The following is a 13477-nucleotide window of genomic DNA, read 5'->3' as shown; positions in this document are numbered from 1 at the left end:
TTATTTCTTTTCCTTTATATATCCAGCAATCCATTCTCCAACCTCACAGGTCTTATATGCTTTTCCTCCGTCTGCAATATCTTCTGTAACGACACCTGCTTCGAGGCTCGCATTTACAGCTTCTCTAATAATAGCTCCCTCGTCCATTAGGTTAAAGCCATACTCGAACATAAGTGCAGCAGAAAGAATCATCGCAATTGGATTAGCAATATTTTTACCTGCAGCCTGTGGATAGGATCCATGAATAGGCTCAAACAATGATGTATGCAGTCCGATGGACGCCGAAGGCAGCAGTCCCAGAGAGCCGGTAATCACAGAGGCCTCATCGGTTAGAATATCTCCGAACAGGTTCTCGGTAACCAGCACATCAAAACTTTTGGGCCATTGGATAATACGCATAGCCGCATTGTCGACGAAGAGATAGTTGGTCTCAATATCGGGGTACTGAAGAGAAAGCTCCCGTGCAATCTGCCGCCACAACCGCGAAGTAGCAAGCACATTAGCTTTGTCCACTACCGTCACCTTTTTACGTCTCTGCCCGGCAAACCTGTATGCAAGATGCAAAACACGCTCCACCTCTTCACGGGTATATTGACATGTGTCGTACGCTGTATTGCCATCCTCGCTCCTACCCTGCGGGCGACCGAAATACATACCTCCGGTGAGCTCCCTAATGCATACAAAGTCGGTCCCTTCAACCAGTTCTGCGCGCAGCGGCGACTTATGAACAAGAGAGGGAAAGGTTACCACGGGACGGATATTCCCATACAGCCCCAGTTGTTTTCGCATTCTTAGCAATCCCTGTTCGGGGCGCACACTGGCATTAGGATTATTGTCATACTCCGGATCGCCAATGGCGCCAAAAAGTACTGCGTCACTCTTCATGCAAAGATTGTGTGTTTCAGCAGGATAAGGATCTCCCACGGCATCAATGGCGCATGCTCCCACAATACCTACACTGTAGGTTAATACATGTTCGAATTTTTCACAAACGGCTTTCGTAACTTCCAGCGCTTGAGTCATAATCTCCGGGCCTATTCCATCACCCGGCAATACAGCTATATTCAGTTTCATTTTTTTTCTGATAATACTTTATACTTATACTTGGCACCTATTCCATATTAAAGGTTCTGAAATCTGATGCTACCGTTACGGTAACTGCAGATAATTTATATTGGGAATACTCCCGCTTTCAATCATGTTCAACATCTTCATTGTAGCCTTGATAGCCGCGACGGTCTGGTCTATGTCGAGTGCACGGGTTTTAAACACCTTGCCCTCATACTTCCATGTAATTACTGTCTGCACATATGCGTTTGTTTTCCCTCCCGGAGGGATAACCACCTCATAGTCGATCAACTCAGGTACAGGTTTGTTGAGCCTCCTGTAAATTTTGTACATCGCCTTTGAGAATGCGTGATACTGCCCCTCTCCTGCTGCCGTCTCCTGGTATACTTCTCCTTTAATCGATATCTTCACCGTAGCCGTTGGCCGAAGCCCATCGGTGAGCGTAAGTGAATAGTTAAGCATCAGGATATCCTTGTTATCAAGACCATTTTTCAACACATCGGAGACAATGTAAGGAAGCTCATCGAGATTTACGATCTCTTTTTTATCGCCCAACTCAATAATGCGGGCTGTCACTTTCCTCGTTGCTTCGTCGTCAAGCTGAATACCTAGAGCCTCCAGATTCTTGGTAATATTGGACCGACCTGAATTTTTCCCCAATGCATATTCACGATAGCGGCCGAAACGTTCAGGCATCAAATCGTTGAAATAGAGATTTTTCTTTTTGTCCCCATCAGCATGAATGCCTGCCACCTGTGTAAATACATTGTCGCCTATGATAGGTTTATTTTTGGGAATACGTATCCCCGAATAGCTTTCAACAACCTTGCTCACATTATAAAGATTAGACTCGTCAACATTGGTCCGCAGGCCCATATGGTCGTGTATCAGCGCAATCACGCTTGTGAGTGGAGCATTGCCCGCACGCTCTCCAAGCCCGTTCACGGTTACATGCACCCCCTGGGCACCTGCTTTTACAGCTTCATAAACATTGGCAACTGCCAGATCATAGTCGTTATGTGCATGAAAATCGAAATGAATTCCAGGATAACGTCCAATCATTTCGGAACAGAATTGTCTGGTTTCATCGGGGTTGAGCACTCCAAGCGTATCAGGAAGCATAAAACGCTTAACAGGCTCATCTTTAAGTCCGTCCATCATATGGAACACATAATCTTTAGAATTGCGCATCCCGTTGGACCAATCCTCAAGGTATATATTGACAGTCAATCCCATCTCCTTTGCCGTAGAAATACTTTTCCTCACATCAGCCAGATGCTCTCCGGGGGTCTTGCTAAGCTGATAGGTGCAGTGCTCCAACGAACCTTTAATAAGCAGGTTTATCACCTTGCACCCGGTATTGGCTATCCATTCCAGCGAAGAGGTTCCGTCAACAAATCCCAGCACCTCCAACCTTTCGATATAACCATGTGCTTGTGCCCATTGGGCTATCTTCTGAACTGAACGGAATTCACCCTCTGATACCCGGGCGGAGGCGATCTCCACCCTGTCTACTTTCAGCTCTTCCAGCAAAAGGCTCACAATACTCACCTTCTCCTGAGCCGCAAAGGATACCCCTGATGTCTGTTCACCATCACGCAGAGTAGTATCCATGATCTCTATCTTTCTTACTTCTCCCAAAACAATCTATATTTACCGGTTTAGTTTGAAATGATCGTATAAGTAAATTGCCTTCAGCAGATGACCTTGCGGCAATTACACAAACAATTAATATACATAAGTACGACGTTTCTCATATTCTTCTATCTTCTCTCTGTTCGACAGCAGAAAATCAATATCATCCAATCCTTTCAGCAGGCACTCTTTCTTATATGGATTGATTTCAAACGATTCAATTTTACCCGTTTCATTATTAGATATTGTTTGCTCCTCTAAGTTTACCGTAACGGTAGCCTTCGCATTGCTGTCTGATGCTGCAAACAGTCCACTTAGAAACTCTTCGCTTACAACAACCGGCAGGATACCGTTGTTGAGTGCATTATTGCGAAAGATATCGGCAAAAAAGCTCGACACCACCACCTTGAATCCATACCCTGCAATTGCCCAGGCAGCATGTTCCCGGCTACTTCCGCTCCCGAAATTCTTACCTGCCACTAATACCTGGCCTGTGTAGGCGGGATTATTGAGCACGAAACCGCTTCTTGGCCTGCCCTCCTTGTCATATCGCCAGTCGGCAAAAAGGTTGTTGCCAAATCCTTCCCGGGTGGTTGCTTTCAGAAAACGGGCCGGTATAATCTGGTCGGTATCCACATTTTCAATGGGAAGCGGAACATATGTTGATGTGATTGTTTGAAATTTTTCCATTTTTTATTTTTTCTATCATTTACTATTTTTGTCGAATATCCGGGGACATTAGCCGCCTGAAGTTAGGGTTGGGTTATTTTTCCGTTTACAGCCGCCGCAGCCGCCACCAGCGGACCCGCCAATATGGTCCTTGAACCGGGACCCTGGCGACCTTCGAAGTTGCGGTTAGATGTAGATACAGCATACTTCCCTGTAGGAACCTTATCATCGTTCATAGCCAGACATGCAGAGCACCCTGGCTGCCGGAGTTCAAAACCTGCCTCTTTGAGGATCATGTCCAACCCTTCCGCCTCAATCTGCTTGCGTACCTGCCAGCTGCCGGGTACCAACCAGGCCGTTACATTATCGGCTTTCTTTTTCCCTTTAACATAGTTGGCGAACACCCTGAAGTCCTCAATACGCCCGTTGGTACAACTACCAAGAAAGACATAATCTATCTGTTTCCCTTCAAGTTTCTCTCCTGGAACAAATCCCATGTAATTCAGTGATTTTTTGAATGATATTTTTCCTGTCTCATCAATATCTTCCAATAGCGGTATGTTGCCATCGACGGGCATTCCCATTCCCGGATTGGTTCCATAGGTAATCATCGGACGAATCTGTGATACATCAATCGTAATCTCTTTATCGAAAATAGCTCCTTCATCAGTCTTCAACGTTTTCCAATAATCCACTGCCTTGTTCCATTTCTCTCCCTTTGGAGCAAACTTGCGTCCCTTAACATAACTAAACGTTATTTCATCGGGAGCGATAAGCCCTCCTCGTGCACCCATTTCAATACTCATGTTACAAAGTGTCATCCGTTGCTCCATTGTTAAATGGCGAACAGCCTCGCCGGCATATTCTACAAAATATCCCGTGGCACCTCCGGTTGTTAGCTGTGAGATCATATAAAGCGCCATATCTTTGGCACTCACATTATCATTCAACTTACCTTCAAAATTGATGCGCATGGTCCCGGGCCGTGACTGCAGGATACATTGAGACGCCAGCACCATTTCTACCTCGCTGGTACCAATACCAAAAGCGATGGCTCCAAAGGCTCCGTGTGTAGAGGTGTGACTGTCTCCGCACACGATGGTCATTCCCGGCTGAGTATAACCATTTTCCGGGCCTATAACATGTACAATACCGTTCCCGGGATCGTTGAGCCCATAATAGGTCAATCCGAAATCCCTGGCGTTTTTTGCGAGGGTGTCTACCTGAAAACGTGAAATCTGATCACGGATTGGCTTATCCTGCCCGATGGTAGGAATGTTGTGATCAGCCGTAAGGGTGGTCTGGTCAGGCCGGAATACTTGCAGCCCTCGTGCACGAAGGCCTGCAAATGCTTGGGGACTTGTCACCTCGTGACATAAATGTCTGTCTATATACAATTGAGTGGGGCCATCTTTCACTGTGGTAACCACGTGAGCATCCCATATCTTGTCAAAAAGAGTTTTCATTATTTAATTCATTCTAAAAATTTAATTCTTATTTAAGATCTCCCCGCACCACTGAATATAAATTCTTTTTTTTGTTTTCAACTTTGAGTCGCCTGCTAAAAGTCTCCTTAATTGCAATCGGACCAAAATACATATTAATATTTAACATATTATAGTGCTTCGTTAAATCTTCATTTATAACACTAACAGCCAATAAGTTATGCTAGATCCTCAAAGATGCCATACTCTGTTGATATTCAGCAAATTAAAAAAATCCACCGAAGTATTGTTACAAACAATCTTTTTAGATATTCAGCGCTTTCGGAACAGATTTGACTATCAAGCTGACTTAAATTCTATTTAATCACCAGGAGTAATTAGCAGCTTTTCTCTTCTATTCAACAAACTTATTCACCGCATCGATAAACGCTTCTACCGAGGCTGCCACGATATCGGTATTTGCAGCGAAGCCGTAATACAACATATCGTTGTGTTCAACCTGCATATGAACTTTGCCAACGTCATCACTACCATGATCGATTGCCTGGATGAGAAACTCCTGAATTCTTATTTTTCTTCGAATAATATTTTTGACTGCCCTGATAGCTGCATCAACCGGGCCATTACCGGTTGCAGTAGCCTCGAAACGTTCGCCGGCAATATTCAAGCCGATACTTGCCACATCGCGGACTCCTATTCCGCATACTACCTGCAGATATTCCACTTTTATCCTGTGCAAACGTGCCTCTTTACCCACAAGCATAAGTATATCATCGTCGTTCACACTCTTTTTCCTGTCTGCCAGCTCCAGAAAGTTCTGGTAGACCTTATCCAGTTCTTCGCCATCGAGCTTTACTCCAAGGAGCGACAAACGGTTTTTCAGTGCGGCACGTCCGCTGCGGGCGGTCAGCACAATAGCATTATCATCGATACCAACATCCCTGGGATTAATTATCTCATAAGTTTCTACATTTTTCAATACCCCATCCTGATGTATTCCGGAAGAGTGTGCAAACGCGTTTCTTCCCACGATCGCCTTGTTGGGCTGTACCGGCATATTCATCAAGCTTGACACCAGACGGCTTGTAGAGTAGATATGATGTGTATTGATATTGGTTTCGAATCCCCTGTCTTTATGGCTTTTGAGTGCCATCACCACCTCTTCGAGAGAGGTATTGCCGGCCCTCTCGCCAATACCGTTAACCGTTACCTCTATCTGCCTAGCTCCGTTGATAACCCCGGCAATTGTATTGGCGGTAGCCATTCCCAGATCCTGGTGACAGTGTGTTGATAATATCGCGTTTTTTAAATCAACGTTCTCAACAAGGTATCTTATTTTCGCTCCAAACTCATCGGGGAAACAATAACCGGTAGTATCGGGGATATTTACAACAGTAGCACCCGCATTCACCACTGCCTGTACTACGCGGGCAAGGTACTCATTGCATGTACGGCCCGCATCCTCGGCATAGAACTCAACATCGTCGACAAAACGCCGGGCATACTTCACCGCACTCACCGCCCGCTCAATGATATCTTCCCTATTAGAATTGAATTTGTGCCTAATGTGATAATCTGAAGTACCGATCCCTGTGTGAATACGTTTGCGTTTTGCATATTTCAGGGCTTCGGCAGCTACTTCTATGTCTTTCTCCACGGCACGGGTAAGTGCACAAATAACCGGCCAGGTCACAGCCTTGGCGATCTCAACTACCGAGTTGAAATCGCCGGGACTTGAGACCGGGAAACCGGCTTCAATCACGTCTACCCCCAACAGTTCGAGAGCCTGGGCAATCTGAATCTTCTCTATTGTGTTCAACTGGCAGCCGGGGACCTGTTCGCCATCTCTCAACGTTGTGTCAAATACATAAATTCGCTCCATGTTGTAAACTAAATATTTCTCTGTTTATATAATAAAAAAAAACCTTTCCCACGTGGTGAGAAAAGTTATCTTTATTTTTACTGTCTTTGTAAATGTATCGATATGCCAGTCTCACCCTCCGAAGTTTTCCAGAAGTAGAATAGAAATGACTAGAATATCTATTTGATTATACACTTTACTTACAGTTTGAATGATTTTCTTGCTTAATGGTTGCAAAGTAAAAGCAAAAATCTATATCTGCAAAATTTTTTCACAATTTTCTTTGAAAAAAATTGATCTTGTACAATAAAAAATATTTTTTTCACCATTTAACCACGTCTTCCTTGCACAGCACAAGTAAAAAATATTATCGTGAAACAGTAAATCATATTTCAGCAAACACCTTTAAAACATAGTAAAAATGGTATTTAAAAGAATTTGTCCGGGTCAATTTTTAAAGCATTAAACCCGGACAAATATATTCTTAGCTTAGAAAAAGATTGGAGATTCCCTCTTCTTTAATTTTAAAACAGTTCGTTAGAAAAGTCTCAATATATTTGAATGCCAATATTGTCAACGGAATAAATCTCATCGAGATTCTATATCCATACAAGCTACTATCTGTGGTTAAATTGGATATCTACCGGATAATTGATAATAAAACATCCGGAATAAATTGACCAATTAGCCAAAATCATCGAACATAATCATTTCGAGCGGAACACCCAGGCTGTCGAGCATTCGTTTAACTGCATTTGCCATAGGACCAGGGCCGCACATGTAATACTCAATATCCTCCGGGGCCTCGTGATCTTTCAGATAGGTGTCAAAAATTACCTGATGTACAAAGCCGGGAGTATACTTCACGCCTGCGGCATCAGCTGCCGGATCGGGCCTGTCGAGTGCCAGATGGAATGAGAAATTTGAAAATTCGCGCTCCAGTTCGTAGAAATCTTCAAGATAGAATGCCTCAACCAAGGCTCTTGCTCCATAGAAATACGACATCTTGCGATCGGTTGTTTTCAATGTCTTGGTCATATGCATAATTTGCGAGCGCAGAGGAGCCATACCGGCACCACCGCCTACCCAGAGCATTTCGCGTTTACTGTCTAAAACGGGATGGAAATCTCCGAACGGGCCTGACATCATCACCTTGTCTCCTGGTTGCAGATTGAATATATATGATGATACTACACCTGGATTCACATTCATCCAGGTACCCTTGGCTCTGTCGAAAGGAGGTGTTGCCACACGTACGTTAAGTGTGATGATATTACCTTCGGCAGGATAGTTGGCCATTGAATAGGCACGTACAGTATCTTCTTCGTTGGTGGCTGCAAGGTCCCACATTTTAAGCTTGTCCCACTCACCTTTGTACTTATCGTCAATATGAAAATCGGAATATTTTATCTTGTCAAATTTAGGGACCCTGATCTGGCTGTATGAACCCGGTTTAAAATCGAGCTTTTCTCCTTCGGGCAACTTAACAACAAACTCCTTGATAAACGATGCCACGTTACGGTTTGAAATCACCTCGCACTCCCATTCTTTAATTCCAAATACCTCCTCAGGAATAATAATGGACATATCTTCCTTCACTTTCACCTGACAGCTCAAACGCCAGTTATTCAACTGCTCTTTACGGTTGAAATGCCCCTTTTCAGTAGGCAGGATATCACCGCCACCATCTACAACTCGGCAACGGCACTGGCCACATGTACCCCCGCCGCCGCAGGCAGATGAAAGGAAAATATTCTGCGACTGCAATGTGTTCAACAACGTGCTTCCCATCGGCACGCTCAGTTCTTTCTCATCGTTTACAGTAATTTTCACATTGCCTGACGGCATCAATTTCGCTTTAGCTATAAGAATGATTAAAACAAGGATAAGAATGATAAGCAGGAACACAATAACACTCGTCCATATCGTTAATCCGGCCACGCTCAATAATACGCTCATACTTATGTGCTTAAATAATTATATTGTATATTTAAAAGTCTTATTCAATTAAATGTTGATTCCTGAGAAACTCATGAAACCGATAGCCATTAATGCAGTAATAATAAATGTGATACCTAATCCCTTCAGAGCTTTAGGCACGTTGGAGTATTCCAGCTTTTCCCTAATAGCAGCCATACCTACTATAGCCAGCAACCAGCCGATACCTGAACCGAATGCATAAGAGGTAGCCAAGCCTAAATTGGCGAATTCACGTTGTTGCATGAACAAAGAACCTCCAAGAATAGCACAGTTTACGGCTATGAGGGGAAGAAAAATACCAAGTGAATTATAAAGTGCGGGGCTGAATCGTTCAATAATCATCTCCACCAACTGTGTAAAGGATGCGATTACCGCGATGAATATAAGCAAACTGAAAACACTTAAATCTACATCTGCAAATTCTTCACCCAGCCATACTAATGCCCCCGCTTTGAGAACATAGTTTTCAAGCAGATAATTAAGAGGGAGTGTAATAACAAGCACGAAGGTTACGGCAATGCCCAGTCCCAGTGCTGTTTTTACATTTTTCGATACCGCCAGGAATGAGCACATCCCCAAGAAGTAAGCGAAAATCATATTATCAACAAAGATCGATCGTACAATTAAATTAATTGCGTCCATATACTATATATTGTAATAAACTATTTTTTTATCAATTGGTCTCTTCCTGCAGTTCCTTGTTCTTCGACCGGTGAATCCAAATAATACAAGCTACCAGTAATATTGCCATCGGGGCAAGCATCATAAGCCCGTTGTTTTCGTAACCTGCGTTGTAGAACGACTGTGGAATGACATGGTAACCATAGAGAGTGCCTGAGCCCAGAAGTTCTCGGAAGAAACCCACAACTACCAGTATCCACCCGTACCCCAGACCATTCCCTATGCCATCGAGAAAAGAAGGCCAGGGCCCGTTGCCCAGTGCAAATGCTTCCAGGCGGCCCATAAGGATACAGTTGGTAACAATCAAACCGACAAAAACTGACAGCTGTTTATTAACATCATACGCGAAAGCTTTCAACACCTCGCTAACAATTGTCACCAATGCGGCTACAACAACAAGTTGCACGATTATACGAATACGGTTGGGAATGGTTTTGCGCAACAAAGATATTATTACATTGCCGAAAGCTGTTACAATTGTTACGGCTATAGCCATCACAATAGCGGGCTCAAGTTTTGATGTTACTGCCAGAGCTGAGCAGATACCCAGAACCTGAACAATAATGGGGTTATTTTTATTCAGCGGTCCTAATAAAACCGCCTTTGTTTTACTTGATAATGCCATTTTATTTCTGTTTTAATTAAACTGTCCTTAATTGGCAGCATTCAAATTCATTAAAAAACTCTTATATTTTCCAACACTGGTTAGCAACATGTGATCAACACCCTTACTAGTAATGGTACCACCTGATATGCCATCAACATAATCTCTACCAGCTACAGATTGACCGGGTTTTACCACTGCAATGGACATGAACACTCCGCTTTTTAACAATTCTCTCCCTTTAAACTGGTTACGGAATGCTGGACTCACTATCTCGGCTCCCAGCCCGGGAGTCTCTCCAGCATGCCCGAATTCGGAACCGTAAACAGTACTTCCGTCCGCCTCTACTGAAAGATATCCCCATATTGGTCCCCAAAGTCCGGCGCCACTCATTGGAATAATATATCTGACTGCTCCGTCAATTTCTGCTTCGTAAACTGGCAAACCCTCTGCATTCTCATCGCTCAGTTCGGCAGTGAAAGCAGGATCGAAAGGAGAAGTACCCTCCGTACCTTCCACTTTAACACCTTCAATGTTTATGAGATAGGCATTTTTCACCAGATCATTGTATTTCTCCTCTGCTTCGGCAGGTTTTGCATCGATGTTGAGCGAACGCAAGATCTGCTGCATTTTATCGATGTTCACGTTTGCTGTCTGCCGGTCGCTAAGTACCTGGTGTGTAAAGGCCAGTCCAAGAGCAACAATAATTACCATTACCGATGCATATATGATTGTATATCCACTATTTTCTCTGTTCATAGCTCTTCTCTATTTTTATTGTTGTACCCTCTTTGCAGTTACTGTTGCTCTTTTCATCCGCCGTTTAACATTCGCATCAACTACATAGAAATCGATAAGCGGTGCAAACGCATTCATAAACAGTATTGCGAGCATCATACCTTCAGGATACCCTGGATTAAACACGCGAATAGCAATCGCAAGCAAACCTATTAGAAAACCGTAAATCCATTTTCCTTTTTCTGTTCTGGAAGAGGTCACCGGATCGGTTGCCATAAATACTGCACCGAAAGCAAATCCTCCCAGTAAGAAGTGATAATATGCCGGCATTTCCATAATGGCATTATTTGCAAACAAGTTCACCAGCAACACACCTGTCAAGCCTCCGATAAATACTGATAGCATTGTCTTCCAACTCCCTACACCAGTCGCAATCAACAGAATAGCCCCCAATAAAATTGCAAATGTAGATACCTCTCCGACCGATCCGGGGATAAATCCAAAAAACATATCACTTATTGAGAGGGGCTGCCCTGTAATACCCTGGAAAGTGAACTCTCCGAAACCAACTGCATCGGTTGTCGACAACTGTCCCAGCGGAGTTGCTCCGGAAAAACCGTCAACGACTGTCCCCTGTCCCATTCCGAAAGTATTTCCGGTACGCACCCAAACCTGGTCGCCCGACATTTTAGAGGGATAAGAGAAAAACAGGAAAGCACGTGTAATCAATGCCACGTTGAAAATATTATATCCGGTGCCACCAAACACCTCTTTGGCAAAAATCACCGCAAAGGCGGTCGCCACAGCGATCATCCATAATGGTGTATCTACCGGCACAATCATCGGGATAAGGATACCAGTTACCAGAAATCCTTCGGCAACCTCCTCTTTCTTAACCTGTGCTGCGGCAAACTCGATACCCAATCCAACCACATATGAAACAACAAGCTGAGGCAGAACGGCCAGAAATCCGAATATAAACTTTGTGAGAAATGATACATCCTGCCCGATTGCCATATAATGTTGCAGGCCCACGTTATACATACCTGCAAGAAATGCAGGTATAAGTGCAATAATCACAATGACCATCGTACGTTTAGAGTCACGCGCATCATGAATGTGCACCCCCGATTTCGATGTAGTACCAGGTACAAAAAGGAATGTCTCAAATGCATCGTATGTTGAATGAAGCCAATGCAGTTTACCACCTTCCTCGAAATTAGGTTTTATCTTATCAAGATACTTTCTTAACGCTTTCAAAGTCCTATATTTTATATATTTGTTATTACTATTTATTTATACGGCTACTCCATCTCCTTGCGAAGCAGGTCAAGCCCCGTGCGGACAATATGCTGCAGTTCAAGTTTGGAAGTGTCTACAAATTCGCAAAGTGCAAAATCTTCAGGAGCCACCTCGTATATGCCGAGTTGCTCCATCTTGTCTATATTGAATGCAATAATAGCTTTTATGAGCTGCTCAGGATAAATATCCATCGGAAACACCTTATCATATTCGTTGGAGACGATAATTGCCCTGGGCCCACCCATCAGGCGAGCATCAAGACGGTATTTTTTGTTATATTTTGGATATGTACCACCTGAACTGTAGCGTCCGGGAGAAAAAGATGCCCAGCCAAAAGCCTCGTGCACATCGTCACCCTCGGGAATAACAGTCACCTGTGAATCGTATGCCCTTAGCACACCCTCCTTCTCTATCTTGCGCCCGGTAAGCGGGTTACCGCTGATATATCTTAATGAAGCACCTTCTGTTACGTTGTTCTCGAATAGTGACTTTAACTCAGTACCTATGAGCATCTTGTAATACCCTGTCTGCTTTATTTCTGATCCAGTGAGTGCTATTGTACGTGTAAGATCTGTAACACCTTTATTGAACAGGCGGCCTATTACAGCTACATCCAGCGCGTTCAGTGTCCAAACCACTTCACCACGGTTCACCGGTTTAAGCCGGTTAATATGCACACCAACGTTTCCTGCCGGGTGTGGTCCATCAAACTCAGTGACAATAACATTTTTTGCTTCACGCAATGACTTGCTTGTTGTCTTTGTACTAATTGAAAGATAAACATCCCCTTCTGTCAGCTTTGCCAGCGCATCCAGTCCTGTCTGCAGATCTTCTTCATGGCCGTTCAAGAGAAAGTCGTAGGAGGGCGCCAGGGGGGCCGAATCGAAGCCAGTGACAAAAATATCACGTGGTTGTTTATCCGGCATCGCAACGATATCATAAGGCCTTTGTTTTATCAAGAACCAGATCCCAGCATCGAGAATAGACTGTCTTATCTCTTCAGGGGAGAGTGGAGTGATCTCTTTCTTACCGAAGACTTTATACTCTACAGTACTATCAGCCTTCACAACTATGTTAAGAATACGGCGTTTTTCACCGCGCTCAATCTCTGTAACAATACCGCTTGCAGGTGAAGCAAAAAGCATCTCCGGATGATTCTTTTCGTAGAAAAGTGCTGATCCGGCTTTCACAGCATCATTCACCCTGACGGCTAACTTGGGAGTGACACCTTGAAAATCTTCCGGACAAATTTTCACAAATTCGCTCGTCACCGTACCTCTTAGTGTCTCTTCCGATTCACCAATCAACGGAATCTGCAAGCCTTTCTTAATTTTGATTCGATTAGCCATATATGTTATAATAAGTAATCTTGCTTGAAATCATTTTGATCAACCATTATAATCAAAAGGTTTTTTTTAGTAAGAAGTGTATGAAAAACGAAGTATCTTTCTCTGAGAGCGCAAAGATACACCTTTTCCATCCAAAAAAAGAAAA

At 43.7% G+C, this 13477-nt stretch carries 11 protein-coding genes; all 11 read right to left on the bottom strand.

The window, feature by feature from the left end; all coding sequences use genetic code 11:
* Positions 1 to 1074: a 3-isopropylmalate dehydrogenase gene (gene leuB, locus B3B27_RS02865; protein WP_286845939.1), complete on the bottom strand. Its 1074-nt coding sequence runs from the start codon at positions 1072 to 1074 to the stop codon at positions 1 to 3.
* Between the two features lie 75 nt (positions 1075 to 1149).
* Positions 1150 to 2682 (bottom strand): alpha-isopropylmalate synthase regulatory domain-containing protein, encoded by a 1533-nt coding sequence (locus B3B27_RS02860; RefSeq protein WP_238869498.1) that lies wholly within the window; start codon positions 2680 to 2682, stop codon positions 1150 to 1152.
* 114 nt (positions 2683 to 2796) lie between these two features.
* Positions 2797 to 3393 (bottom strand): 3-isopropylmalate dehydratase small subunit, encoded by a 597-nt coding sequence (leuD, locus tag B3B27_RS02855; RefSeq protein ID WP_238867327.1) that lies wholly within the window; start codon positions 3391 to 3393, stop codon positions 2797 to 2799.
* Positions 3394 to 3455: 62 nt separating this feature from the next.
* Positions 3456 to 4838 carry a 3-isopropylmalate dehydratase large subunit gene (gene leuC / locus B3B27_RS02850; protein ID WP_238867329.1) on the bottom strand — a complete coding sequence of 461 codons (1383 nt, stop codon included), beginning with the start codon at positions 4836 to 4838 and terminating at the stop codon, positions 3456 to 3458.
* 373 nt (positions 4839 to 5211) lie between these two features.
* On the bottom strand, positions 5212 to 6699 hold the full coding sequence (locus B3B27_RS02845; RefSeq protein ID WP_238867331.1) for a 2-isopropylmalate synthase: 1488 nt from the start codon (positions 6697 to 6699) through the stop codon (positions 5212 to 5214).
* A 663-nt stretch (positions 6700 to 7362) separates the two neighbouring features.
* Positions 7363 to 8637, bottom strand: coding sequence for an NADH:ubiquinone reductase (Na(+)-transporting) subunit F (gene nqrF / locus B3B27_RS02840; RefSeq protein WP_238867333.1), 1275 nt, complete (start codon positions 8635 to 8637; stop codon positions 7363 to 7365).
* A 48-nt stretch (positions 8638 to 8685) separates the two neighbouring features.
* Positions 8686 to 9300: an NADH:ubiquinone reductase (Na(+)-transporting) subunit E gene (gene nqrE / locus B3B27_RS02835; RefSeq protein WP_238867334.1), complete on the bottom strand. Its 615-nt coding sequence runs from the start codon at positions 9298 to 9300 to the stop codon at positions 8686 to 8688.
* 31 nt (positions 9301 to 9331) lie between these two features.
* Positions 9332 to 9964, bottom strand: a complete 633-nt coding sequence (gene nqrD / locus B3B27_RS02830) for an NADH:ubiquinone reductase (Na(+)-transporting) subunit D (RefSeq protein ID WP_238867336.1) — start codon at positions 9962 to 9964, stop codon at positions 9332 to 9334.
* A gap of 27 nt (positions 9965 to 9991) precedes the next feature.
* Positions 9992 to 10702 (bottom strand): NADH:ubiquinone reductase (Na(+)-transporting) subunit C, encoded by a 711-nt coding sequence (nqrC, locus tag B3B27_RS02825; RefSeq protein WP_286833367.1) that lies wholly within the window; start codon positions 10700 to 10702, stop codon positions 9992 to 9994.
* 15 nt (positions 10703 to 10717) lie between these two features.
* Complete coding sequence (locus B3B27_RS02820) at positions 10718 to 11941, bottom strand: NADH:ubiquinone reductase (Na(+)-transporting) subunit B (protein ID WP_238867340.1); 1224 nt, start codon at positions 11939 to 11941, stop codon at positions 10718 to 10720.
* 44 nt (positions 11942 to 11985) lie between these two features.
* On the bottom strand, positions 11986 to 13332 hold the full coding sequence (locus tag B3B27_RS02815; protein WP_238867342.1) for a Na(+)-translocating NADH-quinone reductase subunit A: 1347 nt from the start codon (positions 13330 to 13332) through the stop codon (positions 11986 to 11988).
* Positions 13333 to 13477 lie beyond the last annotated feature (145 nt).

It is taken from the genome of Proteiniphilum sp. UBA5463, from assembly GCF_002427225.1.
Classification (GTDB): domain Bacteria; phylum Bacteroidota; class Bacteroidia; order Bacteroidales; family Dysgonomonadaceae; genus Proteiniphilum; species Proteiniphilum propionicum.
The sequence above is the reverse complement of the archived record's forward strand: the minus strand, read 5'-3'. Positions and strand labels throughout refer to the sequence as shown.